This is a genomic window from Maribacter aestuarii (genome assembly GCF_027474845.2).
Classification (GTDB): domain Bacteria; phylum Bacteroidota; class Bacteroidia; order Flavobacteriales; family Flavobacteriaceae; genus Maribacter; species Maribacter aestuarii.
The window spans coordinates 1,378,280-1,399,311 of sequence record NZ_CP107031.2 but is presented as its reverse complement, the minus strand read 5'-3'; the positions used below and the strand labels follow the sequence as shown (position 1 = coordinate 1,399,311).

22 protein-coding genes and 2 pseudogenes are annotated in these 21,032 nt (G+C 37.5%); 14 read left to right on the top strand and 10 right to left on the bottom strand.

Annotated features, from left to right (window positions below):
* The first annotated feature begins 161 nt into the window (after nt 1-161).
* The 4 genes from N8A89_RS06325 (at nt 162) to N8A89_RS06310 (ending at nt 3,054) form a co-directional block, all read left to right on the top strand.
* Complete coding sequence (locus tag N8A89_RS06325) at nt 162-461, top strand: hypothetical protein (RefSeq protein ID WP_281541498.1); 300 nt, start codon at nt 162-164, stop codon at nt 459-461.
* Nucleotides 462-606: 145 nt separating this feature from the next.
* On the top strand, nt 607-909 hold the full coding sequence (locus tag N8A89_RS06320; RefSeq protein ID WP_281541497.1) for a hypothetical protein: 303 nt from the start codon (nt 607-609) through the stop codon (nt 907-909).
* Between the two features lie 278 nt (nt 910-1,187).
* On the top strand, nt 1,188-1,490 hold the full coding sequence (locus N8A89_RS06315) for a hypothetical protein (RefSeq protein ID WP_289645132.1): 303 nt from the start codon (nt 1,188-1,190) through the stop codon (nt 1,488-1,490).
* Nucleotides 1,491-1,692: 202 nt separating this feature from the next.
* Entirely contained in the window at nt 1,693-3,054 is a 1,362-nt protein-coding gene (locus tag N8A89_RS06310; RefSeq protein WP_289645131.1) for a sigma-54-dependent transcriptional regulator, read from the top strand.
* Here the strand turns inward: N8A89_RS06310 and N8A89_RS06305 are convergent.
* Nucleotides 3,029-5,503: a hybrid sensor histidine kinase/response regulator gene (locus N8A89_RS06305; protein ID WP_289645130.1), complete on the bottom strand. Its 2,475-nt coding sequence runs from the start codon at nt 5,501-5,503 to the stop codon at nt 3,029-3,031. The two genes, N8A89_RS06310 and N8A89_RS06305, sit on opposite strands and share 26 nt — an antisense overlap.
* 425 nt (nt 5,504-5,928) lie before the next feature.
* Here N8A89_RS06305 and N8A89_RS06300 point away from each other — a divergent pair.
* A pseudogene (locus N8A89_RS06300) lies at nt 5,929-8,048 on the top strand (TonB-dependent receptor).
* Nucleotides 8,049-8,110: 62 nt separating this feature from the next.
* Nucleotides 8,111-8,341, top strand: coding sequence for a PLDc N-terminal domain-containing protein (locus tag N8A89_RS06295; RefSeq protein WP_281541494.1), 231 nt, complete (start codon nt 8,111-8,113; stop codon nt 8,339-8,341).
* A 30-nt stretch (nt 8,342-8,371) separates the two neighbouring features.
* Here N8A89_RS06295 and N8A89_RS06290 read toward each other — a convergent pair whose 3' ends face one another.
* On the bottom strand, nt 8,372-8,809 hold the full coding sequence (locus N8A89_RS06290) for a Rieske (2Fe-2S) protein (protein ID WP_281541493.1): 438 nt from the start codon (nt 8,807-8,809) through the stop codon (nt 8,372-8,374).
* A 133-nt stretch (nt 8,810-8,942) separates the two neighbouring features.
* On the opposite strand from N8A89_RS06290, the gene greA reads away from it, so the two are divergent.
* A complete protein-coding gene (gene greA, locus N8A89_RS06285; protein ID WP_289645129.1) occupies nt 8,943-9,419 on the top strand; it encodes a transcription elongation factor GreA in 477 nt (158 codons plus the stop codon).
* Nucleotides 9,420-9,487: 68 nt separating this feature from the next.
* A complete protein-coding gene (locus N8A89_RS06280; RefSeq protein ID WP_281541492.1) occupies nt 9,488-9,880 on the top strand; it encodes an HIT family protein in 393 nt (130 codons plus the stop codon).
* Here N8A89_RS06280 and N8A89_RS06275 read toward each other — a convergent pair.
* Together N8A89_RS06275 and N8A89_RS06270 are read right to left on the bottom strand one after the other, a co-directional pair.
* Nucleotides 9,867-10,223: a hypothetical protein gene (locus N8A89_RS06275; protein WP_289645128.1), complete on the bottom strand. Its 357-nt coding sequence runs from the start codon at nt 10,221-10,223 to the stop codon at nt 9,867-9,869. The two genes, N8A89_RS06280 and N8A89_RS06275, sit on opposite strands and share 14 nt — an antisense overlap.
* A gap of 2 nt (nt 10,224-10,225) precedes the next feature.
* Nucleotides 10,226-11,373: pseudogene (locus tag N8A89_RS06270) on the bottom strand (ATP-binding protein).
* 128 nt (nt 11,374-11,501) lie between these two features.
* Here N8A89_RS06270 and N8A89_RS06265 point away from each other — a divergent pair.
* Together N8A89_RS06265 and aat are read left to right on the top strand one after the other, a co-directional pair.
* Nucleotides 11,502-11,879, top strand: a complete 378-nt coding sequence (locus tag N8A89_RS06265) for a DUF3127 domain-containing protein (protein ID WP_281541490.1) — start codon at nt 11,502-11,504, stop codon at nt 11,877-11,879.
* Between the two features lie 149 nt (nt 11,880-12,028).
* Nucleotides 12,029-12,703: a leucyl/phenylalanyl-tRNA--protein transferase gene (gene aat / locus N8A89_RS06260; protein ID WP_281541489.1), complete on the top strand. Its 675-nt coding sequence runs from the start codon at nt 12,029-12,031 to the stop codon at nt 12,701-12,703.
* Here the strand turns inward: aat and N8A89_RS06255 are convergent.
* The 6 genes from N8A89_RS06255 to N8A89_RS06230 form a co-directional block, all read right to left on the bottom strand.
* Nucleotides 12,668-13,357 (bottom strand): DUF2490 domain-containing protein, encoded by a 690-nt coding sequence (locus tag N8A89_RS06255; RefSeq protein ID WP_281541488.1) that lies wholly within the window; start codon nt 13,355-13,357, stop codon nt 12,668-12,670. The two genes, aat and N8A89_RS06255, sit on opposite strands and share 36 nt — an antisense overlap.
* Nucleotides 13,344-13,934, bottom strand: a complete 591-nt coding sequence (locus N8A89_RS06250) for a hypothetical protein (RefSeq protein ID WP_289645127.1) — start codon at nt 13,932-13,934, stop codon at nt 13,344-13,346. Before N8A89_RS06250 ends, N8A89_RS06255 begins: the two co-directional genes overlap by 14 nt.
* 17 nt (nt 13,935-13,951) lie before the next feature.
* Nucleotides 13,952-14,515: a DNA-3-methyladenine glycosylase I gene (locus N8A89_RS06245; RefSeq protein WP_281541486.1), complete on the bottom strand. Its 564-nt coding sequence runs from the start codon at nt 14,513-14,515 to the stop codon at nt 13,952-13,954.
* 41 nt (nt 14,516-14,556) lie between these two features.
* Nucleotides 14,557-14,874: a divalent cation tolerance protein CutA gene (gene cutA, locus N8A89_RS06240; RefSeq protein WP_281541485.1), complete on the bottom strand. Its 318-nt coding sequence runs from the start codon at nt 14,872-14,874 to the stop codon at nt 14,557-14,559.
* A gap of 88 nt (nt 14,875-14,962) precedes the next feature.
* Nucleotides 14,963-15,355 carry a hypothetical protein gene (locus N8A89_RS06235; RefSeq protein WP_281541484.1) on the bottom strand — a complete coding sequence of 131 codons (393 nt, stop codon included), beginning with the start codon at nt 15,353-15,355 and terminating at the stop codon, nt 14,963-14,965.
* Between the two features lie 11 nt (nt 15,356-15,366).
* Nucleotides 15,367-15,708: a hypothetical protein gene (locus N8A89_RS06230; protein ID WP_289645126.1), complete on the bottom strand. Its 342-nt coding sequence runs from the start codon at nt 15,706-15,708 to the stop codon at nt 15,367-15,369.
* 172 nt (nt 15,709-15,880) lie between these two features.
* Here N8A89_RS06230 and N8A89_RS06225 point away from each other — a divergent pair, with 172 nt between their 5' ends.
* Genes N8A89_RS06225 through N8A89_RS06210 form a run of 4 tightly spaced genes read left to right on the top strand, consistent with a single transcriptional unit; the run spans nt 15,881 to nt 20,991 of the window.
* Nucleotides 15,881-16,555, top strand: a complete 675-nt coding sequence (locus N8A89_RS06225; RefSeq protein ID WP_281541482.1) for a TetR/AcrR family transcriptional regulator — start codon at nt 15,881-15,883, stop codon at nt 16,553-16,555.
* A gap of 5 nt (nt 16,556-16,560) precedes the next feature.
* Nucleotides 16,561-18,228 carry a peptidase domain-containing ABC transporter gene (locus tag N8A89_RS06220; protein ID WP_281541481.1) on the top strand — a complete coding sequence of 556 codons (1,668 nt, stop codon included), beginning with the start codon at nt 16,561-16,563 and terminating at the stop codon, nt 18,226-18,228.
* A 5-nt stretch (nt 18,229-18,233) separates the two neighbouring features.
* Nucleotides 18,234-19,586, top strand: coding sequence for an HlyD family secretion protein (locus tag N8A89_RS06215; RefSeq protein ID WP_281541480.1), 1,353 nt, complete (start codon nt 18,234-18,236; stop codon nt 19,584-19,586).
* A 1-nt stretch (nt 19,587) separates the two neighbouring features.
* Nucleotides 19,588-20,991 carry a TolC family protein gene (locus N8A89_RS06210; protein WP_281541479.1) on the top strand — a complete coding sequence of 468 codons (1,404 nt, stop codon included), beginning with the start codon at nt 19,588-19,590 and terminating at the stop codon, nt 20,989-20,991.
* Nucleotides 20,992-21,032 lie beyond the last annotated feature (41 nt).

Genomic DNA, 21,032 nt, shown 5'->3' with positions numbered 1-21,032 from the left:
TTTTATCATTTTGGATGCATAATTATACAGACCTCAATTCCACTCTTTTGATTGTAATAATATGATAATTAGTTATTTATCACTGTACTTTCTATATTTTATCTGTTGGCATCATTTTTCCACTACGGTTAAAAAGAAAGTTTAACTTAAAATATATGAAGATGAAAAAAATAGTTTTTGCCACAGCATTGGCCTTAGGAAGTATGAGTTTGGTAATGGCGGCCACACCAATTTTCCATGATGGAATTATGGAAGAGGTCATTTATCAAGATTATAAAGAAATTTCTACAGCCGATGTTCCAGCTGCAATTTTAAACGCTTTAGAAACGGATTTTCCGGGGGCAACCTTAAATAAGGCTTATGTTAATGAAGAGAGTCAATATAAATTGGAGGTATCTGCCGAAGACGGTAGCACCATGGATTTATATGCGGATGCCGAAGGTAATTGGCTTGAGATGTAATTGTTCTCTATAATTAGTTTATTAGTTTAGGAAAAGCTGCTTCGGCAGCTTTTTTTGCGTTAAAAAAGCTATAAAATGTAGGAGTGAACATCTAGAGTTCAGTAAGCCTCGTAAATAAATAAGTTTAACGATTAAAATTTTTAGGATGAAGTATATGATTATGGCCTTTTTGGCAATAGGGTTGATTTTTAATGTAGCTGCAATGGACAATTCAGATTTGAATCAATACCATAATACAATTACCCTTTCGGACGATTACGAAAGAATTGAATCAAGCGAGCTTACTCCTGCCGTTGTAGAAGAATTGCTTAAGCAATATCCTACTTCAAAATTGGGAGCCGCCTATCGAAATTCCAAAGGAGAATTTAAACTTATCATGGTCTTGAAAAGTGGGACTCGGAGAACGGTTTACATTGACCCTTATGGTAACTGGATTAATAAGAAATAATTATAAAGATAACTCTGATTAAAAAGCTGCTTTTGCAGCTTTTTTTATGTCAGCTTTTATAAAAGTATAGATTGCTTTCCCGGACTATTAATGGAATCAAAAGCGTGTATTTTTTACACATAAAAGGTTCAAGGCATACATATTTACTCAATTAAAAAAACAATAAATTTTTGTAAAACGTTGATAATCAATTAATAATTATAATTTTTTATTTTGGCACTGTTTTCCCATTTAAGTAATTGATTTTAAAAATGAAATAGTAATTTAAAACAGTAAAAATGAGAAAGTTATTTTTTTTAGGAGCGTTGGCTATCGGAAGTTTATCAGTAATGGCCCAAGAGGCAGATGTAGCTCAAGTAGATTCAACGGAAGTAATCGTTACGATGGATGAATTCACCGAAATAGCAACATCGGAATTACCAGTGGCAGTTACAGAAGCTGTAGTCAAAAATTACCCTATGGCAACTATAAATAAAGCGTATATAAATGAGGAAAAACAGTATAAGTTGGAAGTCTCTTTGGAAGACGGTACTTCCGGCACATTATATGCGGACGAGAACGGTAATTGGTTAGATCTCTAATATGGTATAACTTGTTTGTATCAAGTTGGTTTGGTCAGAAGAAGGTAGCTATGTGCTACCTTCTTCTATTTTAAGGCGTGTATAGCTATAATTTTTTGTTCCAGATTCCATTTTTTTTGAGGCTAAGGTTTAAGACAATTTTAGAAAACAAGTAGCTTTCTTATGGTATTTTTACGTAGATAGATTGTATACTTAGCCCATCATGCCCAAAATCTTAATTATTGAAGACGACACCTCTTTTGCTCAAATGCTCCAAAAGTTTTTGACTAAGAAAGGTTTTGACGTACTACTCAGCCATACCGGTTTAGATGGCGAAAAAAGGTTAAAGGAAGAGGCTTTTGATGTGATCCTGACTGATTTAAGACTTCCAGATTATGATGGGATAAAATTGATATCCGGACTTGAGGGGCAAACACCGATAATCGTTATGACAGGTTATGCTGAAGTGGCTTCTGCGGTGAAGGCAATGAAAAAGGGAGCTTATGATTACATAGCCAAACCTTTTACCCCGGAACAAATTCTCAAAGTACTTGAAGGTGCATTGCATAGAGTACCGGTATCAACTGAAACAAAACTAGCCAGTTCAAATCAAGATTCCGGCGATATTACGGGTGATGGCGACAATATTGCCGGTGAAAAGAAAGAACTCCAATTTATTAGCGATGCCTCGCTAAAATTACAGGAATATATTGCTTTAGTAGCCCCTACGGACATGTCCGTTTTAATAACTGGCCATAGCGGTACGGGGAAGGAGGTCACGGCCAAGGCGATTCATGATAGGAGTAAGCGAAAAGACAATGCATTTGTAGCGCTGGATTGCGGTGCCATTCCAAAGGAACTGGCGGCTAGCGAATTTTTCGGTCATTTGAAGGGAAGTTTTACGGGTGCCATTGCCGATAAAATTGGAAGCTTTGAGGCAGCCAACGGTGGAACCCTTTTTTTAGATGAGGTTGGCAATCTTTCCTATGAGAACCAAATACAACTACTTAGGGCTTTGCAAGAGCGGAAAATAAAACGTATTGGAAGCAATTCGGAAATAAAGGTTGATGTTCGGATTATTTCCGCTACCAATGAAGATTTAAAAGTGGGGGTGGAAAAAGGAACCTTTAGAGAGGATCTCTATCATAGGTTAAATGAATTTTCGTTACAAGTCCCTTCTTTGGTAGATAGAACGGGAGATTTATCGCTTTTCGCCAAGTATTTTTTAAAAATGTTCAACGAAAAACTCGAGAAGAACATACATGATTTTTCTAAAGAAGTATGGGAGGCTTTCAATACCTATCATTGGCCCGGTAACATCCGGGAGCTTCAGAATGTCATCCAACGTGCCGTTTTATTATCGGATACCGATGAAGTGCAATTAAGCGCATTGCCCGTTGAGATTATGCAATCTAAACCTGTAAAGAACGATATGGGAAATCTCTCCAAAGCGGAATTTGAGAAGGAGCAAATCTTGAAAGCTTTAAAACGTACCAATTACAATAAATCCAAAGCCGCAAAGCTACTGCAAGTTACCAGAAAGACTTTGTACAACAGGATCAGCCACTATGGTCTAGATGTCTAATGGGTCGCTTTTTCAACTCACAAATTAGTCTCCCAATACCTTCGTCCAAGCTTTTAAAATCCATTTTTAATTTTTCCATAGACAGGGATTCGGCAGTCGCAATTTCAAGAATTTCTAGAGTAGGAATACATCTATTTACCTGTAATTGTCTGAACATGGTAAGCATACGATGAGCCGTTTTATTGATGTCGTTGTAATCGGTCACTTTTACAGCTTTTTTTAATAAAGCCCTATTTACAAGAGTATCGTCTAAAAATGTTTTCAGTATTTCATCAATAGCCTCCATATCATCACCCAAAAACGATTCTGAGGTTTTAAGGCTGTAAAGTTGATAGTTTTCAATTTCAGGAGTACTAGTCTTTGTGTCAATTTTTAAATCGCCCTCGCTCAAAAATAGATTTATTGTTTCCAGCAACTTGATCTTAGAAAATGGTTTTTTAATTACGGTTGAAAAACCTTGGGAAGTAAAAAGTTCTTCCTTAAGGTCATGTCTACCGGTCATTGCAATTATTGGTTGATTATCATAATGCTTATAACTTCCTGAAGACAATCGTTTCATGACTTCGAAGCCAGAAATAGTAGGCATTTCAATGTCCGTTAATATCAAATCATAGCGTATTTTCTTTTTGGTTTGCGTTAGTTCGTCAAAACTGTTGAACAATATGGGAGTAATATGTGTTGTCTTGACCATTTCGCCTATCATTTGTAAAAAGGAAGAATCATCATCAATAATCAAGATGCTGATGTTTTTTTTCGATAATTCTTCTAATGCGGGCAGAGTCTTACTTTCAAGGGGAGAACTAAAAACAAGTGGGAATTCTAAAACAAAGGTACTTCCTTCTCCTAAAGTGCTTTCTAAGCGAATGCTTCCCCCCAACAATTCAGTAAGTTTTTTTGAAATGGTCAACCCTAATCCGTAACCACCATATTTTTTATCGGTATCGTTTTCAGCTTGGGTAAATTCATTAAAAATAAGCTGTTGTTTTTCCTTAGAGATGCCTATTCCTGTGTCCGTTACAGTGATGTTTACTTGCTGTTTTGTCTCGGAAGTTCCTACGACTTTGGCTGTTATGCTTATTTTGCCCTTTTGAGTGAACTTATAGGCATTACCGATCAAATTGGAAATTATTTGTCTTATCCGCTTAGGATCACTTATGATGGGCGACTGTAGGGCGTGGTCCATATCCAATACTAATACTATCTCCTTTTCAGGATTTGTGGATGCAATGTTTTGTGCGGTTTCGGTCAGTAGTTCGTAGAGGTTGAAGGAAATTTTTTCTGCGGTCATTTTTCCTGCTTCTAACTGGGAAAAATCCAAAAGATCGTTTACTAGATTATTTATATAACCGGTGGCGGATTTTATATATTCTACGTATCGTTCCTGTTGACGAGGTAGACCAGTATTTTCAAGAAGCTTGGCATAGCCGGTAATGGCACTCAGTGGTGTTCTAAGGTCGTGGCTGACCGTGGCAATAAGTTGTTCTCTGCTTTTTAATAAGGATTCTGAGAACTTTTTTTCTTTTTCAAGCTTTTGCCGGTACAGATGTGCTTTCCAAAAATCCTTGTTCAGAATAAATATAAACAGCCCCACTACCAAAAAACCCAATAGGGCAGCAATGCTTGCCAGCCGAATACTTCTTTTAAGGGCAGCCTCTTTTTTAATGTTATCATTAAAACTATTGACCATGATTTCATTTTCAAAAGCAGAAAGTATGTTCCTCAGTTGCTGGGATAGCTCCAAGTCAGTTTTATTTATGGCCATTTCTCTTCGTGCTAGGGAATTCTCATTAATTGTGTTTTCCTGCTGTACCTCCATCAGCAAAGCCTTGGAAGCCTCGAGTACACTATCCAGTTTTTTTGTTTTTTGTTCTTCAGTATCATCCGTGGGGATATTAGCGTTAAGGTAATCCGCCACTTTTTGGATTGCTTCACGTGCCTTTGGGGACAACTCGTTTAAATTAGGGACCAGCCCCTCCGCCGTAATGATACCTAAGGAAGCCTCCATTTCATCAAATTTTTCTAAGGCAGAAGTAATGGCCGTTCCAGTCTGGTTTTGGGTCTTAAGCTTTCCTAGCATTTCAGTATTGGCTACTTTTTTCGCCAAGAGTATTCGCAAACTGTCCAATAAATACTGTTGCTGTTGCTTGTTTGTGAATGTTTTGAGTTGCTCTATATCTGTGTAGATGGAGTCTATTTTAGATGCGTAAGCCACAAAGTCTTTTCTTTTTTTGGACTGAAGGGCCAATTTAGAATGACTTTCCGCTTCGTATAATTGAGTAAGGAAAGAACTTGTTTTAAGAAGTTTCGCATCGTTTTCTTCTGCTACCTCGGTAGATAGATAATCACGGATTTCACTATAAACATAAAATGAAGCCACAAGGGCAAGTACCACTAATAATAGATAGCTTAAGATAATTTTTAAGGTGAACTTGTTTTTCGGTTTGTTCATAGCGAGTGGGTACGTAATAATTTAAATACGTTTGCGACAGCTTATAAGGTTATAAAAAGGTGTTAATTCTGTAGTTCTGATGTTTTTAATTAATAATCATAATTCATAATTCATAGATTTTTTTTATGAAAGATGAATAGGCTGCTGTACATTTGTACCATCTCAAAGGGGTGCCTAATCCCAGAACCATAATCAGGCTAGTACTGAGGTCAGTTCCGGATGAAGCTGAGATTATACCCAATGAACCTGGGCGGGTAATGCCGCTAAGGGATGCGCAAGTCGCTTATTTGGAATTTTTCAATGTCCTTGGTTGGGCAAAATCAATTTTAACTTAGAATAATAGCCCCTTTTATTCGTAAATTTTTTTACGGATGAAGACTTTTATTTTTACTACACTGTCCATGTTTGGACTATCATTGGCCACAATGGCCCAACAACAATCAACAGACTCTTTAGAAGGTAGCAAAGTTGTGCTGGACGAGGTATTCGTATCGGCAATTAGGGTTACCAAAGAATCTCCGGTAACATTTTCCAATCTAACCAAAGAAGATATCAAGCCGCGTAATCTGGGGCAGGATATTCCAATTTTAATGAATTTTTTACCGTCCGTTGTCACTACTTCAGATGCCGGAGCGGGCGTTGGGTATACCGGAATTAGAGTTAGGGGAAGCGATGCTACCCGTGTTAACGTGACCATAAACGGTATTCCTTATAACGATGCGGAATCCCAAGGTACATTTTGGGTAAACATGCCAGATTTTGCCTCCTCTACCGAAAGCTTACAATTGCAACGTGGCGTAGGTACATCAACCAACGGTGCCGGAGCTTTCGGGGCAAGTTTAAATTTATTGACCGATGGATTTTCCGAAGATGCCTATGGTCAAATTTCATCCTCTATTGGTAGTTTTAAAACCCTAAGAAACAATATAAAATTCAGCACAGGTTTATTGAACGACAATGTGGAAATTTCGGGTCGTTTATCAAGAATTACGTCGGACGGTTATGTGGATAGGGCTACGTCGGATTTAGACTCCTATTTTTTACAGGGCGCTTATAAGGATGATAACACCTTGATTAAAGCGTTACTATTTGGAGGGCATGAAATTACGTATCAGTCTTGGTACGGAATAGATGCGGCAACTTTGGAAACCGATAGAACTTTTAATCCGTCCGGAATATATACGGACGAAGATGGCAATACCCAATTTTATGAAAATGAGGTAGATAATTATAAACAGGATCACGCTCAACTCCTTTGGAACGAAAAAGTTTCCGAATTCTGGAGCACAAACTTAGCTTTACACTACACTAGGGGAAGAGGTTATTTTGAGCAGTTTCGAGAAGATGACGATTTTGCTACCTATGGTTTTGAACCTCTTAATGTTGATGGCGAAGAAGTCAACACTACAGATTTAATTAGAAGGCGTTGGTTGGATAACGATTTTTACGGAACCGTATTTTCCGCAAATTACAGGAAAGATAAATTGGACTTAATTATAGGAGGGGGTTGAATAAATACGAAGGGGATCATTTTGGAGAGGTAATTTGGGCCAGATTCGCCAGTAATAGTGATTATAGGGACCGATATTATGATGATAATTCTTCTAAAACCGACTTCAACCTGTATACAAAAGCCAATTATAGTTTGGACGATAAATGGTCACTTTATGGGGATTTACAGTATAGAACTGTTAACTACAAAGCCAATGGAGAGGAAACTGGTCAGGTGGATGACACATTTAACTTTTTCAATCCGAAAGCAGGGGTAACCTATGACTTGAATCCAAACAACAACCTCTATTTTTCATATGCAGTGGCCAACCGGGAACCTAACCGGAACGATTACGAAAATGGAAGTCCAAGACCTGAAAGGCTGAGCGATTTTGAATTGGGATGGCGTTATGTCACTGCAGATGTACAGATAAATACGAATGTTTACTATATGAACTATAGAGATCAATTGGTCTTGACGGGTGAGTTGAACGATGTAGGAGCTCCTTTACGTGCTAATGTAGGCGATAGTTATCGTTTGGGATTGGAGGTTGATGCCAATATCAGGTTTAATGAGAAGTTTAGACTTAGACCAAATTTTGCTATAAGTTCTAACAAGAATCAGGATTTTATATTCCAAAGGGACGGTATTTTACAGAACTTAGGAAATACTAATATTGCCTTTTCACCCAACGTCGTAATCGGAAATATTTTGACCTATAGCCCAACCCAAATATTTCAAGTTTCTTTGCTATCCAAGTATGTGGGAAAACAATATATGGGTAACATAGATGCTGAAGCTTCCTTATTAGATGCCTATTCGCAAACGGATTTGAACATACAATACGAACTACGTTGCGATGGGTTTTTGAAAAGTATTGTTTTCTCTGGATTGGTAAACAATCTGTTTGATGCGGAATTTGAATCCAATGGTTATTTTTTCACATTTGATGATGATTTCTCTAATCCAGGAACAATTACGACTATTGAAGGGGCCGGGTATTATCCGCAAGCGGGAATTAATTTTTTATTAGGAGCCACGGTAAATTTTTAAAGATTGCATATGCATCTTAAAGAGAAATTTATAGCTATTTTCTAGTTAAATAATAAAAATTCATGATTGGTATTTGGCAAATCTTTCTTCTTCTCTTCGCATTGTCATCTTTTTTACTTCCCTTGATTGCTCTGATTAACATAGTGAAAAGTGAGTTTAAGGGAAGTAATGACAAACTGATATGGGTTTTGGTAGTATTGTTATTACCTATTCTTGGATCTCTTGTTTACTTTGTCGTAGGTTCTTCCCAAAAAGTAGATAAAACGGAGAACATGGATTTCTATACAAAATAGATACAAATAACATCTGAATGGCTCTGTGACTTAATTCGATACACTTACGATATTTCCTCCAAAAGTCGCCCTGTATTCCAACATGTCATAGTAACGGTTGCCATCATCCGGCTTGTTCAATTGTTGGCCTGTAAACAGGCTATACTGATAATCTTCGCACGAACAAGTTGCTATTTGGCCGTCCAATATCATTGTAGAACAATTATTGGGCGCGTGATTGGGACAGCTGGCTTCAAAAGCACGGAACTGGTTAAAACCGGTATTGACGATGAACACACCTCGTGTTCCAATGCCCTCACTTGTCACTAAAATGGCACTACCTGTATTCGTCAAAGGGCTATAAAGCGGAAGATTTAAATTGGCATCAAACCGAAAACCAATTTCTTGTAAATAAGGATTTCTATTGGTCCTGTCACTACTACAGGAAAACAGTAAAAGCATTAAAAAAATACTTAAAACACGGTTCATTTTACGGGGCTGTTTTAAAAAACTTAAACAAAAATGGGTAAAAATTATGTATATTTGCGTTAAATCCTCTCTAAAAAAACCTTGTATACAAGGCAGCTGCAGAGGATTTCTCTATTTATAAAACGATGAAGTTATGAGTAACGTATCATACTATACTGCGGAGGGACTAAAAAGGTTAAAAGACGAATTAAATCAACTTAGAGATGTTGAACGACCAAAGGCCTCTCAGGCAATTGCGGAAGCTAGGGATAAAGGTGATTTATCTGAAAATGCGGAATACGATGCAGCGAAGGAAGCTCAAGGACTTTTAGAAATGAAGATTGCTAAAATGGAGGCTACCTTGGCGAACGCACGTTTAATAGATGAGTCGCAATTGGACACTTCTAAAGTATTGGTTCTTTCTACGGTTAAACTTAAGAATAAGAACAACGGTATGGAGATGAAGTATAAATTGGTTGCTGAGAGCGAAGCCGATTTAAAAACCGGAAAGATTTCGGTAAGTTCACCCATAGGGAAAGGGCTGCTCGGAAAAAAAGTTGGAGATACTGCGGAGATTACGGTACCCAATGGAACGCTTAAATTTGAAATCTTAGAAATCACGCGGGAATAACATTCCATAAATACTTATATTTAATCCTGTTACTCACCGTGACAGGATTTTTTATTTAAAAACTGAACATGTCGACCTTATTTACAAAAATCATTAACGGAGAAATTCCTAGTTATAAAATAGCTGAAGACGATTCTTTTTTAGCCTTTCTGGATATAAATCCAAATGCAAAAGGCCATACTTTATGTATTCCTAAGGTGGAAGTAAATAAACTGTTGGACCTGGATAAGGACACCTATTTGGGTCTTATGGTATTTTCAAGAAAAGTAGGAAAGGCTATAGAAAGGGCAATTGATTGTAAGCGTGTTGGTATGTCCGTTATAGGGCTGGAAGTGCCCCATGTACATGTTCATCTCATACCTTTGAACGATATGAAAGATGCTACCTTTCAGCATAAAGTCACGTTGACCAAAGAGGAATTTGAGGCAATTGCCAGTAAAATTAGGTCTAAAATTGAATGAGCTTATTCATATAAACGTAAACGGCGCCCCCTACCAAAGCAACAAGCAATAACATTAGAACAAAGAAAAGTAGTGTAGGTTTTGATGATTTTTTTTCCGGAACTACCGTTTTTTGATAGTAATCGAACATGCGTTCTATATCTTCCGTCCAGCTAACCGGATAAATAGTGGATTTACATTTTTCGCAAACCATTTTATTGGAAACCTCATTGGTCGTTTTATGAAATAGGCTTCCATAAGTATGTTTTTGATAAAAGGAAAGCTTTAAATCTTGATTAAAACATTCCGGACAATTATTTTTAAGACTTGCTTCCTTAATGACGACTAGTTTTTCCTTTGCCATAACTATACGTGTACTTTAAGGGATATTTGCATTATTGTACCTTCCTTCCCGGAGGAGAGGACTTTTATTTTCCCGTTATGATATTCTTCAATTATTCTTTTAACTAAGGACAGGCCTAACCCCCAACCTCTTTTTTTGAGGTTACGCCGGGATTAAAGATAGTGGTAAAATTACTTTTGGGGATTCCATGTCCAGTATCCGCAATCAAAATATTCACGTACTTACCGTCCGGAACTATTTCAATGGCGATACTTCCTTTACCGCGCATGGCGTCTATGCCGTTTTTTACCAGATTCTCTATGGTCCAATTGTAGAGCGAGCTGTTTAAAAGAACGGGCATTTCATCCACTTTGGTATTAAAAGAAAAATGAATCAGTTTGGAACTTCTCCGTTTAAGGTAATCGTAGGCATTTTTGGTCTCCAATACGATATCCCGCTCATTTAATTTGGGCAGTGAGCCAATTTTCGAAAAACGTTCTGTAATGGTTTGTAGCCTATCTATATCCTTTTCTATTTCTTTGGTGATATCCGGATTTATTTCTTCGGTCTTTAATAATTCGTTCCACCCCAATAAAGAGGACAGGGGGGTTCCTATTTGATGTGCCGTTTCTTTGGCCATACCCGCCCAAAGTTTGTTTTGTTCGGAAACCTTGTTCGTTTTAAACAGAAAGTAAAGCACGGCCCCAAAAAGGAAGATAATCAACAAGAGCGCAATAGGATAATATTTTAGTTTATTTAATACTTCGGAATTCCCGTAATACAATGTTGCTAAATGTTCTCCTTGCTGATCTATGGAAATAGGGATGTTTTCGTTCTGAAATTGCTTTAGTTTTTTTAGAATATAAAGCGAGTCCGCAACCTTATCGGCTGGAATATTGTTCACCCGTGTTGATCCGTCCTTATTGATCAATATCATTGGGGTTGAGGTATTGTTTTGAAATACCTTTAAATGTAAACTGCCCAAATCCACATCTTCCGAAGATTGAAGAAATTCTGACTGCGCAGTTGCCCAAATCTCCATTTTTAGCCGTTCTTCTTCCTTGAATTTTTTAAAAAAGCTATTGGTGTTCAATAAAATCAAACTCACCAAAACAAACGAACCTATTAAAAGGAAAATATTGGAGACCTTGTTTTTGGGATTAAAATTCATTCAATTGATTGTAATACTAAAGATAACCCAAAATGTAAATAATTGTTGTGCGGTATTCGTCAACCGTAGTTTTATTACCGAGGCATTTTATGTATTTTTGTTTTTTATAGATAAACGAGTATTTTAAGATGGAAATAGAAGGAAAAGTAAAACTGATCGGGGAAACCAAAACCTTTGGAAACAATGGTTTTAGAAAGAGGGAATTGGTGGTTACGACAGATGAGCAGTACCCACAGCATATTCTTGTAGAATTTGTACAGGACAAGTGTGACTTGTTGAATAACTACAGCGTTGGCCAGGATGTAAAGGTTAGTATTAACCTTAGGGGAAGGGAATGGACAAACCCACAGGGTGAGGTAAAGTATTTTAATTCTATCCAAGGATGGCGTATAGAAAGCATACAACAAAATGCGCCTGCAGAAGGAATGCCTCCTGTACCACCAATGGAAGCTTTCGAACCCGCCGATAATCTTAATGAAGAAGATCACGACGACCTACCTTTTTAAATAGAATTATTCGGAAAAACCCACTTAAGTTTGAGAAAAAATTGAAGCGTAGTTAAAACCATATTAAAACTTGTTTGACCAAAAAAGTTAAACAAGTTTTTGATTTTTAGACGTATTTGTAAATTGAAAACCAGAAACTAAAAGAAAGAATGCAAAAGAGCACTATTTCTTTCCTTACGGATCGGTTGGAATTCCCGCCTTTGGATAGCGCCAATTCCGAAGGACTTTTGGCTGTTGGGGGAGATTTGTGTTCAGAACGTTTATTGTTGGCCTATCAAAATGGTATTTTCCCATGGTTCAATGATGATTCCCTTATAATGTGGTGGAGTCCCGATCCTCGGATGGTCCTTTTCCCAGAAAATATCAAGATTTCAAAAAGCATGCGTAAGGTCATGCGCAGCGGCCAATTTAGAATTACCAAAAACACCTGTTTCGCAGAAGTCGTTCAGCAATGCGCAGCTGTCTCCCGAAGGGAACAGGACGGCACTTGGATAACCCGGGATATGGCATCGGCATATGTAGAATTACACCGAAAAGGTTATGCGAAATCCTATGAGGTTTGGGAAAATGATAATTTGGTAGGAGGGTTGTATGGGGTGGACCTTGGTCATATTTTCTGCGGGGAGAGCATGTTCAGCTTAAGCTCTAACGCCTCCAAATACGCTTTCATTCAATTGGCCAAAGAGCTCAGGAAAAAGAACTATGCTTTAATAGACTGCCAGTTGTACACGGAACATTTGGCCAGCTTAGGAGCCGAGGAGATTCCAAGGCAGGAATTCATAAAAATTTTAAAGGGACACGATAAGACTGGTCAAAATAAATAATACATTTTCTGTTTTTTGGGTGTAGTTTTCAAAACGATACTCTGATCCTACTTGAAGTTTGGTCTTTTCGCTTAGTAACCATCCCAAATGGGCGGTAATGCGCTGGTCGTATTCAGGTTTGCTTGCCTTAGTTGTACTAAGTAGGGATTCGGAAGAAATTATGAAGTACGGCTCTCCTATATCTAATTGAACACCCTGTAAAGGTAAATCTAAAGCCAAACGATACCGAAACCTATGAATTGTTTGTGATGTAAGCAACCTTTGTTCCGCTCTAAAACGGTTCCCCAGTCTCAGACTCCTATATTTCTGCGTAATATTATATTGTTGGGTAAATCTGAGTTCATTCGACTTGTCGTCCTCAAAAATTTCTCGAATTCGGTATTGTACTCCCAAGCCAACACTTTGATTGTCCCTAATCTTCAAGTTTGAAAAATGGGAAATATCGTATTGTCGAACGTTAAACACAAAATCCTCTTCTTGGTATAAATAGGAACGATTTGCAATGGCAAAATTATGGGAATAATTCTTGGACACTTTATAGTTCAAAGAGATTTGAGGTTGCCAATAAATAGTTAAATTATCTTGTGCCTTCAACACATTTGATAATAGGGCTATTCCTAAAATTAAAATGATATGAGTCTTAGTAAAGAACATGGTCGTAATTTGGAGGTAACGACTTTCTTATTCGGATAAAATTGCCTTGGGAGTCGAATAAAATTTCGTAATCAAAGTACTCCTGATTTTTCTTCCCACCTATGATTAATTCGTAATTTATGGAGGGTAAAATCAAATTTTGAAAGGCGTTCTTTATGGTTTTATTCAGTTCCTCTCCTTCATTCGTGGGATACTGTTGCTGTATTTTTTTTATACGGTATTTTGAAAAAGATTTATCAAGATATTTTAATATGGCACTATATGTATCTGAAGGTAAGTCCACTTCCTTTACCAAAATTTCAATATCTTCCAGTTTACCAGATTCGTCAAATTCTACACTATACCAGAGTCGGTCTTTTTTAAACTTGGCTTCAAAGCTTGTTTTAGCACTATCCGTTTCCTTATAAAATTTTAAGCGTTTAGCACCTTCTAATTTCTCTGAAATAAGTATAATAGCTTCTTCAGGAAACTGTGATTTTTTAATTCGGTACTCCCGTTCATATTTATTTTGGGCAATTGTACTATAACAACAAAAAAGAAGGATAAAAAAAAGGGCTTGTAATATTCTAGTTTTCATTTACGCTACTCTATTTGTTAAACTTCATGATATCTAAAACAATTTATTTCATGGTCGTTGACCATTCCGGTAGCTTGCATATGTGCATAGATTACGGTACTTCCAACAAATTTAAAACCCCGTTTCTTCAGGTCTTTACTAAGTCTATCGGATATTGGGGTATTGGCAGGAGCTTCCTTGTAGTTCTTAACTGTATTTTTAATGGGTTTATTGTTGACAAAACCCCATATATAGGAGCTAAAAGTTCCGAATTCTTCTTGGACTTTTAAAAATGCCTGTGCATTGGACACCGTAGCGTTGACCTTTAGTTTATTGCGGATTATACCTGGATTTTGCAAAAGTTCATCTTTTTTGGCCTGGTCATATTGAGCTATTTTTTTATAATCAAAATGGTCAAACGCCTCTCTAAAATTATCCCTTTTCTTTAATACGGTAATCCAACTTAGACCTGCTTGGAAAGTCTCTAAAATTAAAAATTCGAAAATGGTCGCATCGTCCTTAACGGGAACGCCCCATTCCTCATCATGATAAGCCTCATAAAGCCTATCTCCTATGCACCACCCACACCTTTGTTTATCCATGTAAAAAGTTTGGATTAAAGATATGAGAATAAACTTGAAACTTATACCAGGGCGGTATTGCTACGTACCATCTCTGTAAGTTCATCATCCATATAAATTATAGGAATTGCATAAAGCATGGGCATACTTTTGGGATATTTTTCTTTAAGTAATGCATTGATGGTACTGAACAACAGTGCCTTGGTTTTACCAATAATTAAGGTATGTTCTAAGTCTTCTATCTCCCCTGTTTTTTTATTTTTTTCATAAACTTTCTTAGTGGAAATGACAGCACTAAAAATTAGGTCCTTTTCCGTAAGTAGTTTTATAATATCCATCGTCTGTTCCCTTTCCTTAACTATTATATGTGCTAGGATCATAAAACTTTTTTAAAACACCAGTTTAGAAAATGCCTTAAGTGTTACTAGCGAAGAAACAAGGGCTCCAAACTGGTGCTGAGAACAATTATTATTTTTGTTGTACCAAAGACTGTTCTTTAGCTTTGTTAGGTAATTGAAGTTCTTTACTTTCCATCGCTTTTGTTAGATTAGCCTCTACATTACTATAAACATTAAAGAATTTCTTTGAGCCTAAGGGGGTTAGGTCTACAATTAAGTTATTGTTTTCACTTGTGTAAACACGATTGATTTTTACAATAGTGCCATCAAGTCCCTTGTAATTAGCAATTCCCCCTCTCTTAATTATAAAGTTGGGTTTTGGGAAGAAAAGATTTTTAAATGGTTGATTATTTGATTTGTTAATGACATATAAATCTCCAGTCTTTATGGTTTCCCCGATTTCTTGAGACCAAATTGCATTTGCGAATAAACTTGTAATAAGTACTAAGAATAGTTTTTTCATTGCGCTAAGCTTTAATTAATTATTGAATTATCATTAAGGTTTAATATCTCATATGGAATTAAATCTGCTTTTAATATAGGATACTGCCCGAAAAAATTATCACCATCCTCTCTTCTTAAGGTCAAGGAGATAACACCTTTTGAAGAAATATCTCTACTTTGGACAATTACTTTACTACCATAAATATTAAAGTAATTGTTCATTCCGTCCCAATCGTTGAGACCACCCATTACGGCTACGACCTTATGGTTGCCTAATTCTATTAAAGGTCTTATTTCTCCGTAAGAGGTTTCAGGCTGTTCGACAGCTGTTAACCTCAAAGTAGCTGTTTGCTGAGCATAAGAGAAGCTCATAAATAGTATAGTAATAAAAGTTAAGTAAATTTTTCCCATAATCGTATATCTTATCATTATCCAAAAAGCTATTCTAATTTAAATAAAAAAAGTATTACTTTCGTTAAAAAACAGTTAAACTATCATGTTATGATAGTATTACTATTATATTTGACTGATATAAAAAATTACCATGGACCATTTACTACAATCAGTCAAAATCGCCATTAATGAAAATATTTACCTTAAAGATCCGGAGTCATCTGATTTAGGAAAACGGATTATACAGGAAAGCATCTTGATGATCAACGAGATGGGTTTTGAGAGCTTTACTTTTAAAAAATTAGGTATTCGAATTAAATCTAACGAAAGCTCCATATACAGGTACTTTGAGAACAAACATAAACTGTTGTTGTACCTGACTTCGTGGTATTGGGGCTGGTTGGAGTATCAACTTGTATTTGCTACCAATAGTATTGAGGATCCTACTGCGAAACTGGAAAAGGCTATTGAAATTGTTACCAAAACAACGGTAGAGGATTCTGCCTTTTCTCATATCAATGAGGTTTTGTTAAACAAGATCGTTATAAACGAGTATTCGAAGTCGTATTTAACCAAAGAGGTAGATGCTGAAAACAAGGATGGTTATTTTGTAATTTATAAGCGCTTGGTTAACCGGATAAGTGAGATGATCAATACTTTAGACCCCGATTATAAATATCCTTCCAGTCTGGCGAGTACGATTTTGGAAGGTTCTTTACACCAAAATTTCTTGAAAGATCACTTTAGTTCGTTGACCGATTGTCATGCGAAACAGGACCCGACCCAATACTTTCTTCATTTAACATTTTCAACACTTAAATCATAAGGATTATGGCCAAAGATATTCTAACCGCCTGGCAGCGGCTAATAGGATTGTTACGCTTGGACAAAAGGGATGTTTTTCAGATATTCTATTATGCCATATTCGCAGGATTGGTCAATCTATCCTTACCACTGGGAATCCAAGCCATTATTAACCTTATTCAAGGGGCACAGATAAGTACATCTTGGATCGTTTTGGTGGTTTTGGTGACTTTAGGTGTCGCATTCGTAGGAATACTTCAATTAATGCAGATACGTATCATTGAAAACGTTCAACAGAAAATTTTTACCAGATCATCCTTTGAATTTGCCTATCGCTTTCCAAAAATAAAAATGAGTGAATTACGAAACTACTATCCGCCAGAATTGGCGAATCGTTTTTTTGATACCCTAACAGTACAGAAAGGTCTTTCTAAGATTTTAATAGATTTCCCTGCTTCGCTATTACAAATCATCTTTGGACTACTATTGCTGTCTTTTTACCATCCTTTCTTTATAATTTACGGTATACTCTTATTGGTACTTATATATATCGTGTTCAAGTTTACCGCTCAAAAGGGACTTGATACGAGTTTGGACGAATCACAAAGTAAATACAAAGTTGCACATTGGATACAGGAAGTAGCCCGGTCTATTGTTAGTTTTAAACTGTCCGGTAAAACCTCACATGCCTTGGACAAAAATGATGCACTTGTAACCGAATATTTAGAAGCCAGGGAAAGTCATTTTAGAATCTTGGTGCTTCAGTTCATCCAAATGATAGGATTTAAGGTCTTAGTTACCGCTGGTCTTTTATTAATCGGTGGTCTGCTAGTACTTAATCAAGAAATGAACATTGGCCAATTCGTGGCAGCAGAAATCATTATACTATTGGTCATAGGTTCGGTGGAAAAACTTATTACTGGTCTGGAAACTTTCTATGACCTATTAACCTCATTAGAAAAATTAGGTCAAGTTGTTGATAAAGAGCTGGAGCCCCAAGAAGGAGAGAAGCCATTTAAGGAGAACGAGGGATTTCAAGTGGAGTTAGATAAAGTTACTTATATGGTGCCCGATAGGGGTAAGAAAATCATAGACAACTTATCATTGACAATTACACCTACCTGCACTATTCTTTTAAATGGAAACAGTGGCTCTGGCAAGTCTACCCTTTTACGCATCATAGCAGGTATTTTGCAGCCGGATGCGGGAGGCGTTTACATTAATGGAGCGGATTTAAGAGGAATGAACCTTAATTATTACAGGTCCCATATTGGACAGTCCCTACCCGAGGAGTCACCTTTTGAGGGTACTATTTTAAATAATATCACATTTGGGGATACTTCAATTTCATCGGAGCAGGTTTACTGGGTCTTGGAACAACTAGGATTGACCCAATTCGTAAAGGAACAACCAAAGGGTCTTCAGACCATACTATATCCAGAAGGTAGACAGATACCCTATACGATATCTAAAAAAATTGTTTTGGCGCGTAGTATCGTAAGAAAGCCCAAACTACTCATACTTAAGGACCCATTGGATCAATTTGATAAAGAAGAGGGTACTCGGATAATGAATTTCCTTAGTAATCGTGAAAATGGCTGGGCCTTGATAGTAGTGAGCGAAAATTTGCGATGGGCTGATAAATGTAGCCGTGTTATTACCATGGAACAAGGGAGAATAATCAACGAAAAATAACCAGAATGCTTAATATATCACATAACAGATTAAATCAGAAGGTAAGCTTGGATAGGTTTACCTCGGCACAACGGGTATTTCATCAAAGGCATTACAAACACTTCAACAGATTTTTGCTGGCTTTTACATTGGTTGGTTTCATCGTCTTATTCCTACCGTGGACACAAACAATCAATGGAAATGGTTACGTTACTACCTTAACTCCCGAACATCGTCCGCAGACCATACAGTCTCCTATCCCCGGCAGAATAGAGAAATGGTATGTGCGTGAGGGGGATTTTGTAGAAAAGGGAGATACAATCCTATTCATATCCGAGGTCAAGAATGAATATTTTGATCCAAGGTTAGTGGAACGGACAGGAATGCAAATAAGGGCAAAAGAAGCATCGGTAAATTCATACGAAGGCAAAGTAAAAGCCTTGAATAATCAAATCGGGGCCTTGTCCAGTGAGCGAAAGCTCAAATTGGAGCAAGCAAGAAATAAGTTGTTACAGGCAAAATTAAAGGTACAAAGCGACAGTATTGATTTGGAAGCGGCAAAAACGAATATTCAAATTGCTGAACGTCAATTTAACAGGACAGTACAGTTGGAGAGTGAAGGACTTAAAGCGGTTACGGATGTAGAGGAAAAGAGACTTAAACTTCAAGAAACCCAGGCAAAGCTAATTTCCCAGCAAAATAAACTATTAGCCGCGAAGAACGAGGTTATTAATGCGGAAGTCGAGATTAATAGGGTGCAGGCGGAGTATACCGATAAAATTAGCAAAGCGCAGAGTGATATGTTTACCGCGCAATCCGGTCAATTCGATTCTGAGGCACAGGTCACTAAGTTGGAGAATGAATATACCAATTATGAAATGCGAAATAGTCTGTACTATATCCGTGCGCCGCAAAATGGTTACATCAATAAAGCCATACAGGCAGGGATTGGTGAGACTTTTAAAGAAGGAGATCGTTTAGTGGGAATTATGCCCTCGGATTATGAGATGGCCGTAGAGACCTACGTAGAGCCCATTGATCTTCCCCTAATTCATTTGGGAGAAGAAGTTCGAATTCAGTTTGATGGATGGCCAGCTATTGTTTTTAGCGGATGGCCCAACGTTTCCTATGGTACTTATGGGGGTAAGGTGGTTGCTATAGAAACATTTATAAGTGACAATGGCAAGTATCGAATTTTGCTGGCGCCTGATGAGAATGACCATCCTTGGCCCAATGAGTTAAGGGCAGGTTCGGGTGCCACCACCATCGCACTTTTGGAGGATGTGCCCATTTGGTTTGAACTCTGGCGACAGCTCAATGGTTTCCCGCCTAATTATTACCAGCCTGAAGGTGCTCAGGGAAAACCAGTAAAAAAATAACATGCGAAGGTACCTTACATACATGCTGCTTTTGTTTTCGCTCGTTGTAGTAGGCCAAGTTCAGGATTCCTTAGTGCTGGGGTTCAATGAGTATTTGGGCTACGTCAAAAAATACCACCCGATTGCCAAGCAGGCCGAGTTGACCCTGAACATGGGGCAGGCGAATTTGATGAAAGCGCGTGGTGCCTTTGACCCAAAAATTGAGGTGGATTACGACCGAAAGGAGTTTAAGGGAATCGATTATTGGGAGCGTTTAAACGGAACCTTTAAGATACCTACTTGGTACGGAATTGAGTTAAAAGGTAATTTTGAGCAAGATCAAGGTGTGTTTTTGAGCGGGGACGAAGAGGGGACCGCCCAAGGTCTATATAGTGCAGGGGTTTCCATGAGTTTGGCACAAGGCCTTTGGATAAATGACCGTATGGCTACTTTGAAACAGGCAAAACTGTTCAGGGAACAGACCAAAGCGGACCGGGACCTATTGGTTAACCAAATTCTCTATGATGCTGCCTTGGCTTATTTTGATTGGTTGCAAGCGTTTAACGAAGTATCTATTTTTCAGAACTTTTTGGTCAACGCCGATATTCGATTTCAGGGTATTAAAAGTCGGGCAGAAGCGGGTGATATCGCCGCCATCGATACCGTTGAGGCTAAAATTGCTTTGCAATCACGGGCATTGAGTTTAGAACAGACCAAAGTGAAACTTATGAAACGTTCACTTGAACTTTCCAATTTTCTTTGGATGAACGATAACGTTCCTGTGGAGTTGCAGCCTAATGTGATTCCCGATGTTAATATTAGTGAAGAAATAGACATCACTTTGGAAATTCTGGGAAGACCTTTGGGTGATTTTACCATTGAAAACCATCCGAAGTTATTATCACTTGGGTATAAAATAGACGGCTTGCGGGTGGAGAGAAACTTAAAGGCGAACAAATTATTGCCGAAAATAGATTTGGAGTATAATTTTCTTACCGAAAAGCCAGAACTTATCAATTCATTACAATATCAAGAATACAAAGGGGGAGTAAAATTTCAATTCCCTTTGTTTTTGCGTAAGGAACGCGGCGATTTGAAGCTCGCCAAATTCAAACTCCAGGATGCACAGTTCGATTTGGACAATGCAGAGATAGCGATAAAAAATAAAATCTTGGCCCTTTACCGAGAACTGGAGTCTTTCGAGACACAGAACGTTCTTATTGACGATATCGTAAGCAGCTATAGCACTCTTTTGGAGGCGGAGGAGCGTAAATTCAGTTTTGGCGAAAGTTCGTTGTTCTTGATCAATAGTAGGGAGAGCAAATTAATAGAGACTCAATTGAAGCGCATCGAAGTCCAGAACAAGTTTTATACCGCCAAAGCGAAACTATTTAATAGTCTAGCGGTAAACCCTGAAAATTTATAGTTTTCTTGATATGAGAAAACAATGCAGCTTATAGGAATATC